Raw genomic sequence first — 19,336 nt, 5'->3', positions numbered from 1 at the left:
GCATCAGGAGCAGAAATGGCCCGCACCGTCCATTGCATTAAACTCAACAAAGAAGCCGAAGGGCTGGATTTCCCGCCGTATCCTGGCGAACTGGGCAAGAAAATTTACCAATCGGTATCGAAGGAAGCCTGGGCGGCCTGGCTGAAGCACCAGACCATGCTGGTCAATGAGAACCGGCTGAACCTGGCTGACCAGCGCGCGCGCAAGTACCTGGCGACGCAGATGGAGAAGCATTTCTTCGGCGAAGGCGCCGATGCGGCGGCGGGTTACGTTCCGCCGGCGGAGTAAATTCCCGAGAGAACTGTAGGGCGGATAAGCGAAGCGCATCCGCCGCGTTGAAGCTTGAATTCGGCGGATGCGCTTCGCTTATCCGCCCTACGTTTCGAGCAATCGGGTCACATCGCCTTGCACTGGCGTAACTCACAACGCGCCATGAAGGTCTTGCCCTCCTGGCACATCATGCGGTAAACCTCCACCGGCCCTTCCGGCGTCACCAGACCAGCGCCCATCCCACCGGTGCATCCCTTTTGCTTTGCCATCTTCTCGACCGTCGCCGACGAACGGCCCGGCACGAACGGCACGCGCTCGATCGGCGCGCCATTGGCGTCGACCAGCGGGGCGGCAGCAACAACCCTGGCTGCGGCAACCGGCCTCTCAGCCACCTGCTCGCCTTTGAACATCGAACATCCGCTGGCAAGCAGCGCGCACACGGTCAGCACATACAGCTTCATGGATCCCCCGGGTTGTCTGGGCCGGTTATGCCCGTTCAGAAGGTCAGTTTCTTGACGCCTTCGCTGGTGCCGAGCAGGCACACATTTGCGCCGCGCTGGGCGAACAGCCCGACCGCCACGACACCGACGATCTGGTTGATCCGGGTTTCCAGCGCCACCGGATCGGTAATCTGCAGGCCTGCCACGTCGATCAGCTCGCCACCGTTGTCGGTGATGAACGCTTCGTCCGTGCCCGGCTTGGTGCGCAGGCGTGGCTGGCCGCCCAGTTCCGCCAGCTTGCGCATGACGGCGTTGCGCGCCATCGGCAGCACTTCCACCGGCAGGGCGAACTTGCCCAGCACCTCGACCAGCTTCGAGCCGTCGGCGATGCAGACGAACTGCTTCGACACCGAAGCGACAATCTTTTCGCGCGTCAGCGCAGCGCCGCCGCCCTTGATCATCGCGCCGGCGGCGTTAATTTCATCGGCGCCGTCGATGTACACGGCAATCGACGGCACGTCGTTCAGGTCGAACACCTCGATGCCATGGCCGCGCAGGCGCGCAGCGGTGGCTTCGGACGAGGCTACCGTGCCCTTGATGCGGTCCTTGATCCTGGCCAGTTCATCGATAAAGAAATTGGCGGTCGAGCCGGTGCCAACGCCGATGATTTCGCCGTCCACCACGTATTCGATGGCGGCACGCGCCACTGCTTGTTTGAGTTCGTCTTGAGTCATGATATGCGTAAAAATGAGGAATACGCCATTTTAACGGATCGCGCTGCCGCCACGGCAACAAAGACGCAGCGCAGAGAACGTGCTGGTTGGCAATAAGCGAGGCGGACTTGGGGACAGAATGGTCGGTGCGACAGTTTTCAGGGAAGCCGACATGACCGATACCAAGACAGTCCTCGTAGTTGACGATAGCCGCGTTTCGCGTTTGATGCCGCATCATGCCGCATCAATTTATCTTGAGCAAACACGTCGAAAGTCCTTGGGCAGCAGCGCTTACCCAACGTGGATGGACGCGGGCTTGCGCTGCGTGTATCGTTCGCCCACGATCAACTGTGCCCCCCTATGCGCTACCGCTGCTCGAAGACCTTGTTGTTGTCGATGCTGGCAACCTTGCTCCGCACCGCGTTAGCAGTATCCCTCGCCGTCGCGCAGGAGGCCGCCGCGTCGATCTTCCGGACACCTGCCGAGACGATCACCCGGGGCCCGTGCAAACTACTGAAATTTGAGCCTGCGCGCCGCCGGCCCAGTGTCGGTTATTACCCTCGTCGGCGAAGTCGCACATGTCACGCTCGACACGCTTGGCGAAGCGGGCAAGCCGCGCGGCTAACCAACCTTGAGGGCGTGACGAACGAACCGTATAAGCTGCTAGAGGCGGATCAGCCGGCGCGGCAGGTTCGACCGGTCGGACGGATCGGCCAGGAACCCTGCGAGCACATTCTCGAACAAGGCGCGGTTGTCCGCATAACGCGGCTGCCGCATGGTGCGCGGCGAGCGCAAGTGCCTGAGCACGAAATAGTCGGCCAGCAGGTCGCCCTGCGCTTCCATGTTGAAGTCGGCGAGCGTTTTGCCGGGCGCGAGTTCATAGCGGTAGCCGAGACCGATGCGGATCGCTCCGCGCAAGCGCACCGGATAACCCAGCTGGTGCTGCCACACGTGCACCATCTCGTGCATGAACCAGTGCCTGGCATGGTCGTCGCCGCGCGAGAAATCACTCAGGCAGCAAGAGCGGTGAAAGTAGATACTGCCGTTGGGGGACATTGCGCAGTTGCGCGGCTGGAGCCCGAATGGAAGGTAGCGGCGGCCGAAGATGCGCACCCGCGTGTAATCGATGGCGTCGCCAAAGATGGTCGAGGCCATGCGAACCTCGCCCTCCGTCAACGGACGGTGAGGCCGCGCCGCCGGACGTGCTGCCGGCGTGATGAGTATGTGCGGCGGTTCATGTGCCATCCGCCCATTCTAGCGCGGCGCGTGGTTTGCACGCGCCGCGTTCATTTGCGTTAGCGCAGGGCGGCGGCCGCGCGGGCCAGCTCGGTTATGTGCGCCCAGTTGCCTGCCTTGATCGCGTCTTTCGGCGTCAGCCACGAACCGCCCACGCAGGCGACGTTTTTGCATGCCAAAAACTGCGGGGCGGTATCGATCGAAATGCCGCCGGTCGGGCAAAAGGTCACGTCAGGCAGCGGGCCACCGATCGCGTTGAGCATGCCGACACCGCCGGCCGGCACCGCCGGGAACAGCTTCAGCTGGCGGAAGCCCGCTTCGCGCGCAGCCATCACTTCCGACGGCGTCATCACGCCAGGCAGCAGTGGCAGTCCGCTCTTGCGCGACGCTTCGATCAGCGCAGGCGTCAGGCCAGGCGACACGCCGAACACCGCGCCCGCATCGCGTGCGGCGGCAAATTCATCGCCCTGGGTCAGCGTGCCGACGCCGACGATTGCGCCCGGCACCTGGGCCATCGCACGGATCGCGCCCAGGCCATGCTCGGTGCGCAGCGTCACTTCCAGCACCCGGATGCCGCCGGCGACCAGCGCTTCGGCCAGTGGCACCGCGTGGTCAGGATCGTCGATGGCGATTACCGGGATTACGCTCGCCGAGCGCATGATGTCGAGTAGGGTCATGGTCATTTTGGATTTTTGATCAAAAAGTCTTCATCGGATCCCGGCACCGTGTTGCCGATGTCGGCGCCTTCATGCACGTTGAGGGTACTTGGAATGGGCGCCGGCAGCGGGAACGTCGCCGCGCCCTCCTCTGCCGGGCTGGTGGTACTGCGGAACATCGCAAACAGCTCGCGGCCCATGCCGACCTGGCACGAGCCCAGGTTAGCCGTGGCTTGCGTACGCGCGGCCCAGACTTCGGCCGGCACCAGCGCCTCCAGCGTGCCGGTACCGGCGTCAAGGCGGATGATGTCGCCGTCGCGCACCAGGCCAAGCGGGCCGCCGGCCAGGATCTCAGGCGACACGTGGATGGCAGCAGGCACTTTGCCGGACGCGCCGGACATGCGGCCGTCGGTCACCAGCGCCACCTTGCGGCCTGCATCCTGCAAGTTTGCCAGCGCCGGGGTCAGCGCGTGCAGTTCCGGCATGCCGTTGGCGCGCGGGCCCTGGAAGCGCAGCACCGCCACGAAATCGCGGTCCAGGCGGCCCGCTTTGTATGCGTGCATAAAGTCTTCCTGCGAATCGAAGGTCAGCGCGGGCGCTTCCACCACGCGGTGCTCGATCTTCACCGCCGACACCTTCATCACCGCGCGGCCGAGGTTACCGTCGACCAGCACCATGCCGCCGTCAGGCGAGAACGGTGCGCTGGCAGGACGCAGCACGCTGTCGTCGCCGGTGATCTCAGGAGCCGGCTTCCAGACCACCTGTTCGCCGTCCAGGAACGGCTCGGTGCAGTGGGCGCGCAGGCCTTTGCCGAGGATGGTGGTGACGTCGTCGTGCAGCAGGCCGGCGTCAAGCAGTTCGCGGATCACGAAGCCGGTGCCGCCAGCGGCGTGGAAGTGGTTCACGTCGGCGTCGCCGTTCGGGTAGATCCGGGTCAGCATCGGGATGACCGCCGACAGCTCGTTGAAGTCGTTCCAGTCAATCACGATGCCAGCTGCGCGCGCGATCGCCACCAGGTGCAGCGTGTGGTTGGTCGAACCGCCGGTGGCCAGCAGGCCGATGATGGCGTTGACCATGCACTTCTCGTCGACCACGTGGCCGACCGGCGTGTAGCTACCCTGCTCGCTGATGGCGACAGCGCGCTGGGCGGCGGCTGCGGTCAGCGCGTCGCGCAGCGGCGTGCCTGGCGTGATGAAGGCGGCGCCCGGCATGTGCAGGCCCATGATCTCCATCAGCATCTGGTTGCTGTTGGCGGTGCCGTAGAAGGTACAGGTGCCGGCGCTGTGGTACGAGGCCGCTTCGTTCTCCAGCAGCTCCTCGCGCGTGGCCTTGCCCTGCGCGTACAGCTGGCGGATGCGCGCTTTCTCTTTGTTCGAGATACCGGTCGTCATCGGGCCGGCCGGTACGAACACCGCAGGCAGGTGGCCGAAGTGCAGCGCGCCGATCAGCAGGCCCGGCACGATTTTGTCGCACACGCCCAGGTACAGCGCCGAGTCGAACATATTGTGGGACAGCGCCACCGCGGTCGCCATTGCGATCGCATCGCGCGAGAACAGCGACAGCTCCATGCCCGGCTGGCCCTGGGTCACGCCGTCGCACATCGCAGGCACGCCGCCGGCGAACTGCGCGACCGCGTCGGCCTTGCGCACCGCGTCCTTGATAATCGCCGGGAACGACTCGAACGGCTGGTGCGCCGACAGCATGTCGTTGTACGAGGAGACGATGGCGACCGATGGCTTCTTGAATTCCTTGAGCTTCAGCTTGTCGTTGGCCGGGAAGGCAGCAAAGCCATGCGCCAGGTTCGTGCACGACAGCGCGCCGCGCTGCACGCCGCGCATGCGCGCCGCTTCGAGGTGCGCCAGGTACGCCGTACGTGAAGGTTTGCTGCGCTTGATGATCCGCTGCGTTACCGCGTCAACTACAGGATGCAAGGCCATGGTCGTTCCTTTTGAATTGATTTTATGAAATTTTACTACAAAACGGCGGCGGATGGCTATTCGGCAGTTTTCCCGCTTTTCCACAGCACACCGAGGTGCGTAGGGCGGATAAGCGTTCGCGCGCATCCGCCAGCGCCGTGTTGGCGCTTGCACCGGCGGGTGCGCGCTGCGCGCTTACCCGCCCTACGCCGCCCTTTGGAAAATCGCTTTTGTAGTGAATTTACGTATTCATCATGTATTATTCGATAATCTTACGCGCTATGCGCGACTGTCTTCCAACCTGTCCAACGTACGAGATCCATGCGCCAGCCATCCCTCACCCACACCGCCAGCTTCCAGGCCCTTGAAACCCACGCCGTCGAGGCAGAAGACTGGCAATTGCGCGGCCTGTTTGCCGCAGACGCCGAGCGCTTTCCGAAGCTGACCGTCGATGCCGCCGGCCTGTTCTTAGACTATTCAAAAAACCGGCTTGACGGGCGCACGCTTGAACTGCTGGTTGACCTAGCCCGCGAGCGCGGGCTCGAGGCGCGCCGCGACGCCATGTTCGCCGGCGAGAAGATCAACCTGACAGAAGGCCGCGCCGTGCTGCATACCGCGCTGCGCGCGCCGCGCACGGCCAAGCTGTCGGTCGACGGCCAGGACGTCATCGCTGACGTGCACGCAGTGCTCGACCGCGTGCGCGCCTTTTCCGACACCGTCCGCGCGGGCACCTGGCTGGGCTACACCGGCAAGCCGATCACCGACATCGTCAACATCGGCATCGGCGGTTCGGACCTCGGCCCCAAGATGATCTGCCTGGCGCTGCGCCAGTATGCGCACCCCCGCCTGGCCATGCACTTCGTCTCCAACGTCGACGGCCATGACATCGACGCCGCGCTGTCGAAAGTGAACCCGGAGACGACACTGTTCATCATCGCGTCCAAAACCTTCACCACTGCCGAAACCATGATGAACGCGCAGACCGCGCGTGCATGGTTCCTGCAGCACGCAAAGGAATCGGAACTGTCGCGCCACTTCGTCGCCGTATCGACCAACACCGAAGCGATCAAGGCCTTCGGCATCGACCCGGCCAACATGTTCCCGTTCTGGGACTGGGTCGGCGGCCGTTATTCGGTATGGTCGGCGATCGGCCTGCCGGTTGCGCTGGCGGTCGGCTTCGGCTATTTCAGCGACCTGCTGGCCGGCGCGCACGCGATGGACCTGCACTTCAAGGAAGCGCCGCTGGACAAGAACATGCCGGTGCTGCTTGGCCTGGTCGGTTTCTGGAACCGCCAGTTCCTCGGCTGCCCGTCGGTGTCGATCGCGCCCTACCACCAGGACCTGAATCGCTTCCCGGCCTACCTGCAGCAGCTTGAAATGGAAAGCAACGGCAAGCGCGTCACCCGCGACGGCGAGCCGCTTGACGTGCCGACCTGCCCGGTCGTCTGGGGCGACTGCGGCACCAACGGCCAGCATGCCTACTTCCAGCTGCTCCATCAGGGCACCGATGTTACGCCTATCGACTTCATCGCAGCGCTGCGCCCTGCGCACGACTACGAGAACCATCACGCTGCGCTGCTGGCCAACTGCTTCGCGCAGTCGGAAGCCTTCATGAAGGGTAAAACGCTGGACGAAGTGCGCGCCGACCTGCAGCAGCAAGGCCTGCCGCTGGCCGAAGTGGAGCGCCTGGCGCCGCACAAGACCTTCCCTGGCAACCGCCCGAGCAATACCATCCTGATGGAGTACCTCAACCCGTACACGCTGGGCGCCCTGGTTGCGCTGTACGAGCACAAAACGTTTGTGCAGGGCGTGCTGTGGGATGTGAACAGCTTCGACCAGTGGGGCGTGGAGCTTGGCAAGGTACTGGCCAGGAATATCGAGGCGGAGCTCACCGGCGAAGCCAAACCAGAGCGGCACGACAGCTCGACCAACGGCCTGATTGCGATGGCCAAGGCAGCGACCTGATATGACGACCATAATCGCTGACGACATCAAGGTCGCCTACGACGCGCCAATGCATACTGGCGAGTGCCCGATCTGGCATCCGGCCGAATCATGCCTCTACTGGGTCGACATCGGCGGCTTCACGATCCACCGCCTCAATCCTTCGACCGGCACGCACGACGAATGGCGCATGCCAAGCGAGCCGTCGACGCTCGCGCTGAACGCCACCGGCGGCCTTGTCGTGGCGATGCGCACGGGGTTCTACACCTTCAATCCGCAAGACGGCAGCATTGCCGAGATCGCGCCGGCGCCGTACGACATGACCACCACACGGTTTAACGACGGCCGCGTCGATCCGGCTGGCCGGTTCTGGGTCGGCACGATCTATGAACCGCGCGACCAGCAGGCCGCGCAGATGTTCTGCCTCGAAAAAGGCAAAATCCAGCTCAAATGGTCGGGCGGGATGACGGTCTCGAACGGCCTCGCCTTCTCGCTCGATGCGACCTCGATGTACCACGCCGACACCACCACCCACCGCGTCGACCGCTACCAGTTCGACAGCGCGACCGGCGCCGTCTCGCATCCATCGCGCTTCCAGCAGTTTTCGACCGATAAGACCCGCAACTACGGCGGCCGTCCGGACGGCGCGGCGGTCGACAGCGAAGGCGCCTACTGGGTCGCGATGATCGAAGGTGCGCGCCTGCTGCGCTTTTCGGCCGACGGTGAACTGCTCAATGAACTGAACCTCCCGGTCCGCTGCCCGACCATGATGGCTTTCGGCGGCGACGACATGCGAACACTGTTTATCACCAGCCTTGGCAACCGTCCCGCCGAGGAAATCGCGCAGTTCCCACTAACCGGCCGCCTGTTATCGTTGCGCGTCGATGTCGCAGGCCGCGTAGAGAATGCATACCAGCCATGACAAAATCAAACCTTTCCCTCCGCATGCTGGCAGCCGCCAGTGCCCTGTGCCTCACCGCGCACGCCAACGCAGCAACTGAAAGCCATAAAGGCATCTGCGCTTTCATCCAGCAGGAAGACGCGCACCTCGCCGCCCAGGTCGAAGGCCGCACCGGCGCGCCGCCGGACAGGTTTGTCGGCAAGGGAGGCAAAGGTTCGACCTACCGCTTCGAGGGCCGCGACGCGCAGATCGACTACCGCGTGACACCCGATGGCAAGCCGTGGGTCGTCAGTTCCATCATGGAGCGTTCCCACATTGCCGCGCGCGGATGGTCGCAGGAGAGCGTGGCACAGCGACTCAACCTGCCGCAGCCATTGCCTGCAAGGCTGGAGCTGACCTGCGAAAACCGCACCCTGTACATCGCCAGCACCGGAGGGCGGATCGACTCGATGTCGCTGGCGGCGAAAGACGAGTGATTTGTTGCGGGTCGATAATGTAGTAGATTTACTTGCCAAGCAGATATTGGTGTAGTAAATTTACATAAATACTGCGCCAACCTGCTTTTGCGTGCGCCAGCGCAGGCTTGAACGCTGCATCACCTTCCCTCGGCATCTACTTTCTGCGATCAAATACTATGGCTCTTTCCGATTTCGACCTCGTTCTCTTTGGCGGCAGCGGCGATCTGGCGATGCGCAAGCTGCTGCCGGCAATGTACTCCCGCGACGTATGCAATGACCTCCCGCCGACCGCGCGCATCATCTGCGTCGGCCGCCATGAGTGGTCGCAGGATGAGTTCATGGCCGCAGTCGAGAGCACGTCGAAGCCGCACCTGAAGCATGTCGATGAAACGGTGTGGGCCAGGTTCACCGCGCGTATCGCCTACGTGTCGCTCAATGCGACCGAAGCGTCGACCTACGGCCCGCTGGTTGAGGCGCTGCGCACCGATGAGGCGCTGACCCGCGTCTACTACCTCGCCACGCCGCCGAACCTGTTCGCGCGCATCTGCGACAACCTCGCCGCCACCGGGCTGGCGACGCAAAACTCGCGCGTGGTGCTGGAAAAGCCGCTCGGCCGCGACCTCGCCAGCGCCAAGCAGATCAACGCCGACGTGGGCAAGGTGTTCGCCGAAAACCAGATCTACCGGATCGACCACTACCTGGGCAAGGAGACCGTGCAGAACCTGCTGGCCCTGCGCTTCGGGAACATCCTGTTCGAGCCGCTGTGGCGCCGCGAATGGATTTCGGACGTCCAGATCACCATCGCCGAGAAGATCGGCGTGGGGAACCGCATGGGCTACTACGACACGTCGGGCGCGCTGCGCGACATGCTGCAAAACCACCTCCTGCAGCTGCTGTGTATCGTCGCGATGGAGCCGCCGACCTCGATCGCGCCAGACGCCGTGCGCGACGCCAAGCTGCAGGTCCTGCGTTCGCTCAAGCGCTTCACCCCGACCACGCTGTCGCAGAACATCGTGCGCGGCCAGTACCGCGCCGGCCATGTCGATGGCACCGCGGTGCCGAGCTACCGCGACGAACCGGACGCGCCGCAGCAGTCGCGCACCGAGACCTTCGTCGCGCTGAAAGCCGAAATCGATACCTGGCGCTGGGCCGGCGTGCCGTTCTACCTGCGCACCGGTAAGCGCATGGCCGACCGCCTGGCCGAAATCGTGGTGCGCTTCAAGCCGATCCCGCATTCGATCTTCAACCAGCCGACCAACAGCTTCCAGCCAAACAGCCTGGTCATCCGCCTGCAGCCTGATGAAGGCCTGCGCATGAACCTGATGGCCAAGACGCCTGGCGACGGCATGCGCCTGAAGCAGGCCGAACTCGAACTCGATTTCAAGGAGCAGTTCAAGGCGCCGCGCATGGAGGCCTATGAACGCCTGCTGCTTGACGTCCTGCGCGGCCAGCTGACCCTGTTCATGCGCGGCGACGAGCTCGAAGCCGCATGGGAATGGGTCGAGCCGATCCTGAACCACTGGGAGCAGGAAGACAGCATGCCGGTGCCTTATACCGCCGGCACCTGGGGCCCGGCGGCATCGTCGGCGCTGATCGGCCGCGACGGACTGCAGTGGCGCGAAGAAGCGTTACCAGAGGACTAAACAGCGATGCTGCTCGATTCAATCCGCACCCAGCTAGACTCGCTTTCGCGCTCCGAGCGCAAGGTGGCGCTGGCGGTGCTCGACAACCCTGGCGGCACCGTCAGCCAGAACATCACCGCGCTGGCCAAGGCCGCGCAGGTATCCGAGCCGACGGTGGTGCGCTTTTGCCGTACGCTTGGCTACGACGGCTGGCACGAGTTCAAGCTGAAGCTGGCGCAGGGCCTGGCCCTCGCCCTGCCCGGCGCGAACGAGCAGCCGGCCCAGGACGACCTGGCCGCGGACCTGGTCAACAAGATCTGCAGCCGCTCGATCAACACCCTGCTCGACCTGCGCAACAACCTCAATCCGGAAGCGATCCAGCGCGCGCTGGACATCCTCTCGCGCGCCAACAAGATCGAGTTCTACGGCCAGGGCACATCGGGCATTGTCGCGACCGACGCGCAGCACAAGTTCTTCCGTTCGGGCGTGCCGACGGTGGCCTACGCCGACCCGGCCATCCACAGCATCGCCGCTTCGCTGCTGCATGCGGGCGACGCCGTGGTGGCGATCTCCCAGCGCGGCAACAACTCGGCGCTGGTACGTTCGGCCAAGCTGGCGCGCCGCGGCGGCGCCGACGTGATCGTGCTGGCGCCTTCGGGCACGCCGCTGGCCGACATGGCCACCGTGCTGATCCCGATCGACCTCGTTTTCAACATCGACCCGTACACGCCGATCTCGGCGCGCCTGGCCTACCTGGTGGTGATCGATGTACTGGCCGTCGGCCTGGCGCTGCAGCGCGGACCGGAATTCCGCCGCAAGATGCAGAACGCCCAGAAGGCGCTGCAGGAGTTCGACATGCAGTTCGACTCGTTCATCGGCTAAAATCGACGGTTTCGACTGTCGATACAAGCCGCCATGCACACCACTCCAGAACGCAGCACCCGTCCCGACTACTCCCTGCTCACCCGCCAGGTGGCCAGCATCCTCGAAGGCGAACGTGACCTGACCGCGAACGCCGCGCAGTTTTCGGCCTTCGTGTACGACACCATCGCGAACCTGAACTGGGCCGGCTTTTACCTGACGGTGCCGGCAAAAAAAGGCGATGGCCATGACCTGCTGGTCGGCCCGTTCCAGGGCAAGGTGGCTTGCGCGCGCATTCCTTTCGGGCGCGGCGTCTGCGGCGCCAGCGCGCAGGAGCGCCGCACGATCCTGGTGCCGGACGTGCATGCATTCCCCGGCCACATCGCCTGCGATTCGGCGTCGAACGCCGAGATCGTGATCCCGCTCGTCAAGGACGGCAAACTGATTGGTGTGTTCGACATCGACAGCCCGGTCCTGGACCGCTTTTCGGAAGAAGACCAGGCGGGCCTGGAAGCGATGGTGGCGGCCTTCCTCGACGCGACCGACTGCGCATAAAGGCGCACCGGTCGAGGGTGGTTGTACAATAGCGGCTGATTTTCTTCACAATTGGCCCGCCATGAATCAACTCGAACAACTCAAGCAATTTACCAAGGTTGTCGCCGACACCGGCGACTTCCAGTCGATCAAGCAGTACACCCCGCTCGACGCCACCACCAATCCTTCGCTGATCCTGAAGGCAGTCCAGAAGCCGGAATACCGTCCGCTGCTCGACAAGGCCGTGCAGGACAACCCTGGCCTGTCGATCGACGAAGTGGTCGACCGCCTGCTGATCGCCTTCGGCACCGAAATCCTGAAGTTCGTTCCTGGCCGCGTGTCGACCGAGATCGACGCAGCCCTGTCGTTCGATACCGAAGCCACCGTGGCCAAGGGCCGCGAGCTGATCGCCCTGTACGAAGCGGCTGGCGTGTCGCGCGAACGCGTGCTGATCAAGATCGCTTCGACCTGGGAAGGCATCCGCGCGTCGGAGATCCTGGAAAAGGAAGGCATCCGCACCAACATGACCCTGCTGTTCTCGCTGTGCCAGGCCATCGCCTGCGCCGAAGCGGGCTCGCAGCTGATCTCGCCGTTCGTCGGCCGCATCTACGACTGGTACAAGAAGTCGACCGGCCAGGAGTACACCGGCGCGGATGATCCTGGCGTGCAGTCGGTCAAGCGCATCTACAACTACTACCGCAAGTTCGGCTACAAGACCGAAGTGATGGGCGCGAGCTTCCGCAATACCTCGCAGATCCTTGAACTGGCCGGTTGCGACCTGCTGACCATCAGCCCGGACCTGCTGCAAAAGCTGGCCGATACCGAAGGCGCGGTCGAGCGCAAGCTGAGCGCCGATGCGGCGTCGGTGGACGTGGAGAAACTGTCGGTCGACGAAAAGACCTTCCGCTTCATGCTGAACGAAGACGCGATGGCTACCGAGAAGCTGGCCGAAGGCATTCGCGCGTTCTGCGTGGACTCGGCCAAGCTCAAGCAGATGATCGCCGGGATGCGTTAAACAGGCCTCACCATCAACAACGTCGTTCCCGCGAACGCGGGAATCCATACCTGGCGCATAACGGTTATGCCGCATGGATTCCCGCCTTCGCGGGAATGACGATCAGGTCCCCGGGACAACCAAAAAACCGCGACGTAAAGCGCAGGAGCGTGTAGTCTTACCAATACTGATTATTTAACCACTCGGAGGCATTCGAGGTGCGTATCGACGATCTGCTCCCCCACCTTCACCAGGTCGAACGATTGCGGCTCAAGCAGCCATGCCCGCAACAGGCCGTCGACCAGCGCGTGCAGGCCCAGTGCCACCACTTCCGGGTTCACGTCGGGTTTTAACAAGCCATGCTCGACGCCGATCCTGATCCTTCCTTCGCACGTCGCCATCCACCGGGCCTTCCACTCCGCACGCCGCCGGCGCACCGCATTCATCTCCTCCACCAGTTCCATCTTGATGGTCGCGATTTCAAACGCGCGCCGCGCCCTCTGGTCCTCCACCGTCAGCCGGAACACGCACACGATGTATTCGTGCAGGTCGGCCAGCGGGTCGTCCGGGCACTGCTTCTCCAGCAGGTAGAACGCCGACTCCAGCGGCATCTTCGCCCGCTCCATCAGCGCGTTGAACAACGCAGCCTTGTCCTCGAAATGCCAGTAGATCGCCCCGCGCGTCAGTCCTGCAGCGGTGGCGATGTGTTGCAGCGTCGTGTGCGCGACACCCTGGGTGACGAACAGTTGTTCGGCCGCGTCCAGGATGCTGTCGCGGGTCGCGAGCGCGTCTTCCTTAGTCTTGCGAACCATGGGTACTCCAAATTTTAGGGGTGGCAGACATTAAACATACATTCATGATAGTATATTCCAAAATCTCGAAGCCCGGTTACGGCTGAACAAATAAATCAAAAGTATCTTTGTTTACGCCGCGCTCTTTTTAAGGATGCACACGCATGCGCCACACCCAGCCTTTCCCACCCTCCCTGAAGCGGATTACCCTCTGCACCATTGCCGCCTTGACACTATTGTCAGCCTGCGGCGACAAGGACGCAGCGCCTGCCGCCGGCGGCGGCAACCGCCCGCCTCCTGAAGTCGGCGTCATCGTCACCAAATTCCAGCCGGTCGCGCTGCAAACCGAACTGCCGGGCCGGGTCGAGCCGGTCCGCGTGGCCCAGGTGCGCGCGCGCGTCAACGGCGTTGTGCTCAAGCGTGAATTCACCGAAGGCAGCGAAGTCAAGGCCGGCCAGGTCCTGTTCCGCATCGACCCTGCGCCTTACCAGGCAGCGCTCAACAGCGCCCGCGCATCGCTGGGCAAGGCGCAAGCCAACCTGACCCAGGCCAGCACCCAGGCCGAACGCTACAAGCCGCTGGTGGAAGCCAATGCCGTCAGCAAGCAGGAATACGTCAACGTGGTGGCGGCCCAGAAGCAGGCCGAAGCCGATGTCGCCGCCGCCCGCGCGTCGCTGCAGGTCGCCCAGATCAACTCCGGCTACGCCAATGTGGCCGCGCCGATCTCCGGGCGCATCGGCCGCGCGCTGGTGACGGAAGGCGCGCTGGTATCGGCCGCCGAAGCGACCCAGCTCGCCGTCATCCAGCAGACCAGCACCGTGTATGTCAACTTCACCCAGTCCGCCTCCGAACTGCAGCGCCTGCGCAAGACCGCTGGCAGCAAGGTCGGCGCCAGCGGCGCCGTGCCGGTCACCGTGCTGCTCGATGACGGCTCCGAGCTGCCGCAAAAGGGCAAGCTGCTGTTCTCCGACGTGACCGTCGACCCGACGTCGGGCCAGGTGACGCTGCGCGCGCTGGTGCCGAACCCCGACAATTCCCTGCTGCCTGGCCAGTACGTGCGCGTGCGCCTGTCGCAGGCCGAGCTGCCGGCCGGGATCCTGGTGCCGCAACAGGCGGTCACCCGTGGCACCCAAGGCGACACAGTGATTGTCGTGGGCGCCGACGGCAAGCCTGCACCGCGCCCGGTCAAGATCGGTTCCCAGCAAGCTGGCAACTGGATCGTCCTCGATGGCCTGAAGGAAGGCGAGAAAGTCGTCGTCGACGGCTTCCAGAAAATGATGGTGCCTGGCGCCCCGGTCAAACCAGTGCCGTTCCAGGCGCAGGCATCAGGCGTCGCCGCAGCCGCAGCCCCCGCCGCCAGCCGCTAATCGAAACAGGAATAATTCATGGCTCGTTTTTTTATTGACCGCCCCATTTTTGCGTGGGTGATCGCCCTGTTCATCATGGTGATCGGTGCGGTGGCAATTACCCAATTGCCGATTGCCCAATACCCGGCCGTCGCGCCGCCATCGATTGTCGTCAACGCCGCCTACCCTGGCGCGTCCGCGCAAACGCTGGAGGACAGCGTCATCAGCGTGATCGAACGCGAGATGAACGGCTCCCCCGGCCTGATCTACATGGAATCCGTCAGCCAGGCTAACGGCACCGGTTCGATCACGCTGACTTTTGAAACCGGCACCGACCCGGCACTGGCGCAGGTCGACGTGCAGAACCGCCTTGGCCGCGCCACCCCGCGCCTGCCGCAGGCCGTGGTACAGCAGGGTGTGCGGGTCGACCAGGCCCGCTCCAACTTCCTGATGTTCACCATCCTGTCGTCGGACGATCCGAAGTGGGACCCGATCGCGCTGGGCGACTACGCCTCGCGCACCGTGCTGCCTGAAATCCAGCGCATCCCCGGCGTCGGACAAGCGCAGCTGTTCGGCACCGAAAAGGCCATGCGCATCTGGATCGATCCGGCCAAGCTGGTTGGCTACAACCTGTCGCCGGCCGACGTCAATAGCGCGATCCGCTCGCAGAACGCGCAAGTCGCTTCCGGCACCATCGGCGACCTGCCGAACATCGGCGGCACCGCGATCACGGCCACGGTGGTCGTCTCTGGCCAGCTGAGCACCATCGAACAGTTCGGCAACATCGTCCTGCGCGCGAATCCGGACGGTTCGACCGTTCGCCTGAAGGATGTGGCGCGCATTGAAATCGGCGGCCAGAGCTACGCCACCTCGGCGCGCCTGAACGGCAAGCCGTCGACCGGCATCGGCGTCCAGCTGTCGGCAACCGGTAACGCGCTCGAAACCGCGCAGCTGGTCCGCCAGCGCATGGACGAACTGGCGCCCTACTTCCCGCCCGGGACCAAGTACTTCATCCCTTACGACAGCTCGCGCTTCATCGACATCTCGATCAAGCAGGTTGTAACGACCCTGGTTGAAGCGGTGATCCTGGTGTTCCTGGTGATGTACCTGTTCCTGCAGAACTTCCGCTACACGATCATCCCGACCATCGTGGTTCCGGTGGCGCTGCTTGGTTCCCTCGGCACGCTGCTCGCGCTGGGCTTCTCGATCAACGTGCTGACCATGTTCGGCATGGTTCTGGTGATCGGTATCGTCGTCGACGATGCGATCGTGGTGGTTGAAAACGTCGAACGCATCATGAGCGAGGAAGGCCTGCCGCCGCTGGAGGCGACACGCAAGGCGATGGGCCAGATCTCCGGCGCGATTATCGGCGTCACCGTGGTGCTGATCTCCGTGTTCGTGCCACTGGCGTTCTTCGCGGGCGCGGTCGGCAACATCTACCGCCAGTTCTCGGCGGTGATGGTGTCGTCGATCTTCTTCTCCGCGTTCATGGCGCTGTCGCTCACGCCGGCCCTGTGCGCACACCTGCTCAAGCCTGTCGAAGCTGGCCACCACCACGCGAAGACCGGTTTCTTCGGCTGGTTCAACCGCGGCTTTTCCAAGACCGCCAAGAACTACGAAGGCTGGGTTGCGCGCATCCTGCGCCGCACCGGCCGCGCACTGGTTGTGTTCACCGCGCTGATCGCCGTGGTGGCGCTGTTCTTCATGCGCATGCCGTCTTCGTTCCTGCCGAACGAAGACCAGGGCTCGATCATCGCCAACTTCCAGCTGCCGCCTGGCGCGACGCTGGAACGCACCGGCGCCGCCCTGAAGCAAGCGGAGGACTTCATCCTCAAGCAGCCGGAAGTGGCAAGCATGGTCGGCGTCCAGGGCTTCAGTTTCTCGGGCCAGGGCCAGAACATGGCGCTCGGCTTCATCACGCTCAAACCTTGGGACGAGCGCGGCGAAGGCCAGGGCGCGGCAGACCTCGCCGGCCGCATCACCGGACAGCTGTCCAAAATACGCGACGCATTCATCTTTGCCGTCAGCCCGCCTCCGATTCCGGAACTGGGCCGCGGCACCGGCTTCTCGTTCCGCCTGCAAGACCGTGGCGGCAACGGCCGCGAAGCGCTGCTGGCGGCGCGTAACCAGCTGCTCGGCCTGGCCTCGCAAAGCAAGGTGCTGGCCGGCGTGCGCCCGGAAGGCCTGGAAGACGCGCCGCAGGTAGAACTGCAGATTGACCGCGACAAGGCCAACGCCCTCGGCGTGACCTTCGACGCGATCAACACCGCGATTTCGACCTCGCTCGGCTCGGCGTACGTCAACGACTTCCCGAATGCTGGCCGCCTGCAGCGCGTGGTGGTCCAGGCCGATGCGCCGTCGCGCATGCAGCCGGACGACCTGCTCAAGCTGAACGCGACCAACAACAAGGGCCAGCAAGTGCCGCTGTCGGCATTTGCCTCCACCAAGTGGATCACCGGTCCGATGCAGACGGTGCGCTACAACGGCTACCCGACCATCCGCATCTCCGGCGACGCGGCCCCTGGCCACAGTACCGGTGAAGCGCTGGACGAAATGGAGCGCCTCGCGGGCCAGCTGCCGCAAGGCTTCGCCTTCGAATGGACCGGCCAGTCGCGCGAAGAAAAGCTGTCCGGCTCGACCGTGGGCATCCTGCTCGCGTTCGCACTGCTGGCGGTGTTCCTGTCGCTGGCCGCCCTGTACGAAAGCTGGTCGATCCCGGTCGCCGTGCTGCTGGTGGTACCGCTCGGCGTGCTGGGCTCCCTGATCGCGGCATCGCTGCGCGGCCTGGAAAACGACGTGTACTTCAAGGTCGGCCTGATTACGATTATCGGCCTGGGCGCGAAGAACGCCGTCTTGATTATCGAATTTGCCAAAGACCTGCAGGCCAGGGGCAAGCCGCTGGTGGAAGCGGCGCTTGAAGCGGCCCACCTGCGCTTCCGCCCGATCATCATGACCTCGCTCGCCTTCATCCTCGGCGTGCTGCCGCTGGTGATCGCAACGGGCGCTGGTTCGGCCAGCCAGCGCGCCATTGGTACCGGCGTGATGGGCGGGATGATCTTCGCGACGGCACTGGGCGTGTTCTTTGTGCCGGTGTTCTTCGTCGTGATACGAAAACTATTTGCCGGCAGCGAACGCCAGCGCAAGAAGTACGCGCATGAAGACGGCGCTCCGCCAGCAGCAATCGAGGTAAAACATGCTTAAACGATTCACACGAACCGCAACACCGCTGGCACTCGCAATGGCGCTGGCGGGCTGCATGTCGCTCGCGCCAAAGTACGAGCGCCCGGCGGCGCCGGTGGCAGCAAGCTTCCCGGAACTGGCGCCGAGCGCCGCCACCGGCGCCGCTGCCTCCTCCATCGCATGGCAGCAGTTCTTCGCCGATGCCCGCCTGAAGCAATTGATCGAACTGGCGCTGGCCAATAACCGCGACCTGCGCGTGGCCATCCTGAACATCGAGCAGGCGCGCGCGCAGTACCAGATCCGCCGCGCCGACACCCTGCCCACGGTGGGCCTGGGCGTCAGCGGCAACCGCGTGACCGAGCGCGAGGACAGCATCCGCAGCACCTACTCCGCCGGGCTGGCCGTGTCGGCCTTCGAGCTCGACCTGTTCGGCCGCGTGCGCAACCTGTCGCAGGCGGCGCTGGCGCAGTTCCTCGCCACCGAAGAAGCGCGCAAGGCGACGCATATCAGCCTGGTGGCGTCGGTCGCCAACGCCTACCTGCAATTGCTGGCCGATGAAGAACTGCTAGCGTTGACGCAGAAAACGCTGGACGCGCGCCTCGAGTCGCTCAAGCTGGTCCAGCTCAAGTATGACAATGGCGTGGTATCCAAGCTCGACCTCCAGCAGTCGCTGTCGCTGGTCGACAGCGCCCGCGTCACGCTGGCGCAGCAACAGCGCCTGCGCGCGCAGGACACCAACCTGCTGACTCTGCTGGTCGGGCAAACGATCCCGGAAACGCTGGCGCCTGGCGCCACGCTTGCCGGGACGACGCTGAGCGAACTGCCGGCCGGCCTGCCTTCGGACCTGCTGGCGGTACGTCCCGACATACGCGCGGCCGAGCAGCAGCTGATTGCGGCCAACGCCAATATCGGCGCCGCGCGCGCCAACTTCTTCCCGCGCATTTCGCTGACGGGCAGCGCGGGCAGCGTGAGTTCGGAGCTGAGCGGCCTGTTCAAGAGCGGATCGTTCGGCTGGTCGTTTGCGCCGCAGATGGTGCTGCCGATCTTCGACTATGGCCGCAACAGCGCCACGCTGGGCAGCGCCAAGGCAGGCCGCGATATTGCTGTGGCCCAGTACGAGAAGGCGATCCAGACGGCGTTCCGCGAAGTGGCGGACGGGCTGGCGGGACAGGCAACGTTCAGCGAGCAGTTGCGCGCGCAAAGGGCGGTGGCGGCGGCGGAAGCCGAGCGCTTCAACCTGTCGGACCTGCGTTACCGCAGCGGCGCGGCCAGCTATCTTGACTTGCTCGACGCGCAGCGCTCGCTGTTCGCGGCGCAGCAGGCGGCGGTGCAGGCGAATTTGCAGCGCTTGCAGAACCAGGTGACCTTGTATCGCGTGTTGGGTGGTGGCTGGACCGACGTCCAATAACGAATTCGGCGGATGCGCTTTGCTTATCCGCCCTACGAGTCCGGCAAATCGTAGGGCGGATAAGCC

At 64.2% G+C, this 19,336-nt stretch carries 17 protein-coding genes; 11 read left to right on the top strand and 6 right to left on the bottom strand.

The window, feature by feature from the left end; all coding sequences use genetic code 11:
* The first annotated feature begins 15 nt into the window (after window positions 1-15).
* Entirely contained in the window at window positions 16-288 is a 273-nt protein-coding gene (locus tag LMJ30_RS10450; protein WP_229432286.1) for an oxidative damage protection protein, read from the top strand.
* Between the two features lie 107 nt (window positions 289-395).
* Here the strand turns inward: LMJ30_RS10450 and LMJ30_RS10445 are convergent, their stop codons facing one another.
* The 5 genes from LMJ30_RS10445 to edd all read right to left on the bottom strand — a co-directional run bounded on the left by LMJ30_RS10445 (window position 396) and on the right by edd (window position 5,252).
* Window positions 396-731 carry a hypothetical protein gene (locus LMJ30_RS10445; protein ID WP_229432285.1) on the bottom strand — a complete coding sequence of 112 codons (336 nt, stop codon included), beginning with the start codon at window positions 729-731 and terminating at the stop codon, window positions 396-398.
* A gap of 35 nt (window positions 732-766) precedes the next feature.
* Window positions 767-1,444 (bottom strand): ribose-5-phosphate isomerase RpiA, encoded by a 678-nt coding sequence (gene rpiA / locus LMJ30_RS10440; RefSeq protein ID WP_229432284.1) that lies wholly within the window; start codon window positions 1,442-1,444, stop codon window positions 767-769.
* Between the two features lie 642 nt (window positions 1,445-2,086).
* On the bottom strand, window positions 2,087-2,578 hold the full coding sequence (locus tag LMJ30_RS10435) for a Rhs element Vgr protein (protein WP_229432283.1): 492 nt from the start codon (window positions 2,576-2,578) through the stop codon (window positions 2,087-2,089).
* A 140-nt stretch (window positions 2,579-2,718) separates the two neighbouring features.
* Window positions 2,719-3,342, bottom strand: coding sequence for a bifunctional 4-hydroxy-2-oxoglutarate aldolase/2-dehydro-3-deoxy-phosphogluconate aldolase (gene eda, locus LMJ30_RS10430; protein ID WP_229432282.1), 624 nt, complete (start codon window positions 3,340-3,342; stop codon window positions 2,719-2,721).
* Window positions 3,339-5,252, bottom strand: coding sequence for a phosphogluconate dehydratase (edd, locus tag LMJ30_RS10425; protein WP_229432281.1), 1,914 nt, complete (start codon window positions 5,250-5,252; stop codon window positions 3,339-3,341). Before edd ends, eda begins: the two co-directional genes overlap by 4 nt.
* A gap of 300 nt (window positions 5,253-5,552) precedes the next feature.
* Here edd and pgi point away from each other — a divergent pair, with 300 nt between their 5' ends.
* The 7 genes from pgi (at window position 5,553) to tal (ending at window position 12,566) form a co-directional block, all read left to right on the top strand.
* Complete coding sequence (gene pgi, locus LMJ30_RS10420; RefSeq protein WP_229432280.1) at window positions 5,553-7,196, top strand: glucose-6-phosphate isomerase; 1,644 nt, start codon at window positions 5,553-5,555, stop codon at window positions 7,194-7,196.
* Between the two features lies 1 nt (window position 7,197).
* Window positions 7,198-8,097: an SMP-30/gluconolactonase/LRE family protein gene (locus LMJ30_RS10415; protein WP_229432279.1), complete on the top strand. Its 900-nt coding sequence runs from the start codon at window positions 7,198-7,200 to the stop codon at window positions 8,095-8,097.
* Window positions 8,094-8,552 carry a hypothetical protein gene (locus LMJ30_RS10410; RefSeq protein ID WP_229432278.1) on the top strand — a complete coding sequence of 153 codons (459 nt, stop codon included), beginning with the start codon at window positions 8,094-8,096 and terminating at the stop codon, window positions 8,550-8,552. Before LMJ30_RS10415 ends, LMJ30_RS10410 begins: the two co-directional genes overlap by 4 nt.
* A 158-nt stretch (window positions 8,553-8,710) precedes the next feature.
* On the top strand, window positions 8,711-10,177 hold the full coding sequence (zwf, locus tag LMJ30_RS10405; protein ID WP_229432277.1) for a glucose-6-phosphate dehydrogenase: 1,467 nt from the start codon (window positions 8,711-8,713) through the stop codon (window positions 10,175-10,177).
* Between the two features lie 6 nt (window positions 10,178-10,183).
* Entirely contained in the window at window positions 10,184-11,038 is an 855-nt protein-coding gene (locus LMJ30_RS10400) for an SIS domain-containing protein (protein WP_131429445.1), read from the top strand.
* Between the two features lie 33 nt (window positions 11,039-11,071).
* Window positions 11,072-11,572, top strand: coding sequence for a free L-methionine (R)-S-oxide reductase MsrC (msrC, locus tag LMJ30_RS10395; RefSeq protein WP_229432276.1), 501 nt, complete (start codon window positions 11,072-11,074; stop codon window positions 11,570-11,572).
* Between the two features lie 61 nt (window positions 11,573-11,633).
* Window positions 11,634-12,566, top strand: a complete 933-nt coding sequence (gene tal / locus LMJ30_RS10390) for a transaldolase (RefSeq protein ID WP_229432275.1) — start codon at window positions 11,634-11,636, stop codon at window positions 12,564-12,566.
* Window positions 12,567-12,736: 170 nt separating this feature from the next.
* Here the strand turns inward: tal and LMJ30_RS10385 are convergent, their stop codons facing one another.
* The gene (locus tag LMJ30_RS10385) at window positions 12,737-13,357 is read right to left on the bottom strand and encodes a TetR family transcriptional regulator (RefSeq protein ID WP_229432274.1); all 621 of its coding nucleotides are present in this window, start codon (window positions 13,355-13,357) and stop codon (window positions 12,737-12,739) included.
* A gap of 143 nt (window positions 13,358-13,500) precedes the next feature.
* On the opposite strand from LMJ30_RS10385, the gene LMJ30_RS10380 reads away from it, so the two are divergent.
* Genes LMJ30_RS10380 through LMJ30_RS10370 form a run of 3 tightly spaced genes read left to right on the top strand, consistent with a single transcriptional unit; the run spans window position 13,501 to window position 19,270 of the window.
* The gene (locus LMJ30_RS10380; protein ID WP_229432273.1) at window positions 13,501-14,703 is read left to right on the top strand and encodes an efflux RND transporter periplasmic adaptor subunit; all 1,203 of its coding nucleotides are present in this window, start codon (window positions 13,501-13,503) and stop codon (window positions 14,701-14,703) included.
* 18 nt (window positions 14,704-14,721) lie between these two features.
* On the top strand, window positions 14,722-17,883 hold the full coding sequence (locus LMJ30_RS10375; RefSeq protein ID WP_229432272.1) for an efflux RND transporter permease subunit: 3,162 nt from the start codon (window positions 14,722-14,724) through the stop codon (window positions 17,881-17,883).
* A complete protein-coding gene (locus LMJ30_RS10370; RefSeq protein WP_229432271.1) occupies window positions 17,876-19,270 on the top strand; it encodes an efflux transporter outer membrane subunit in 1,395 nt (464 codons plus the stop codon). Before LMJ30_RS10375 ends, LMJ30_RS10370 begins: the two co-directional genes overlap by 8 nt.
* Window positions 19,271-19,336: the final 66 nt, after the last annotated feature.

Origin of the sequence: Massilia agrisoli (assembly GCF_020831365.1) — a bacterium.
Lineage (GTDB): Bacteria > Pseudomonadota > Gammaproteobacteria > Burkholderiales > Burkholderiaceae_D > Telluria_A > Telluria_A agrisoli.
The sequence above is the reverse complement of the archived record's forward strand: the minus strand, read 5'-3'. Positions and strand labels throughout refer to the sequence as shown.

Coding starts and splice junctions, on each gene's coding strand:
- LMJ30_RS10450 (WP_229432286.1), top strand. CDS start 16: ATGGCCCGCACCGTCCATTGCATTAAACTCAACAAAGAAGCCGAAGGG.
- LMJ30_RS10445 (WP_229432285.1), bottom strand. CDS start 731: ATGAAGCTGTATGTGCTGACCGTGTGCGCGCTGCTTGCCAGCGGATGT.
- rpiA (WP_229432284.1), bottom strand. CDS start 1,444: ATGACTCAAGACGAACTCAAACAAGCAGTGGCGCGTGCCGCCATCGAA.
- LMJ30_RS10435 (WP_229432283.1), bottom strand. CDS start 2,578: ATGGCCTCGACCATCTTTGGCGACGCCATCGATTACACGCGGGTGCGC.
- eda (WP_229432282.1), bottom strand. CDS start 3,342: ATGACCATGACCCTACTCGACATCATGCGCTCGGCGAGCGTAATCCCG.
- edd (WP_229432281.1), bottom strand. CDS start 5,252: ATGGCCTTGCATCCTGTAGTTGACGCGGTAACGCAGCGGATCATCAAG.
- pgi (WP_229432280.1), top strand. CDS start 5,553: ATGCGCCAGCCATCCCTCACCCACACCGCCAGCTTCCAGGCCCTTGAA.
- LMJ30_RS10415 (WP_229432279.1), top strand. CDS start 7,198: ATGACGACCATAATCGCTGACGACATCAAGGTCGCCTACGACGCGCCA.
- LMJ30_RS10410 (WP_229432278.1), top strand. CDS start 8,094: ATGACAAAATCAAACCTTTCCCTCCGCATGCTGGCAGCCGCCAGTGCC.
- zwf (WP_229432277.1), top strand. CDS start 8,711: ATGGCTCTTTCCGATTTCGACCTCGTTCTCTTTGGCGGCAGCGGCGAT.
- LMJ30_RS10400 (WP_131429445.1), top strand. CDS start 10,184: ATGCTGCTCGATTCAATCCGCACCCAGCTAGACTCGCTTTCGCGCTCC.
- msrC (WP_229432276.1), top strand. CDS start 11,072: ATGCACACCACTCCAGAACGCAGCACCCGTCCCGACTACTCCCTGCTC.
- tal (WP_229432275.1), top strand. CDS start 11,634: ATGAATCAACTCGAACAACTCAAGCAATTTACCAAGGTTGTCGCCGAC.
- LMJ30_RS10385 (WP_229432274.1), bottom strand. CDS start 13,357: ATGGTTCGCAAGACTAAGGAAGACGCGCTCGCGACCCGCGACAGCATC.
- LMJ30_RS10380 (WP_229432273.1), top strand. CDS start 13,501: ATGCGCCACACCCAGCCTTTCCCACCCTCCCTGAAGCGGATTACCCTC.
- LMJ30_RS10375 (WP_229432272.1), top strand. CDS start 14,722: ATGGCTCGTTTTTTTATTGACCGCCCCATTTTTGCGTGGGTGATCGCC.
- LMJ30_RS10370 (WP_229432271.1), top strand. CDS start 17,876: ATGCTTAAACGATTCACACGAACCGCAACACCGCTGGCACTCGCAATG.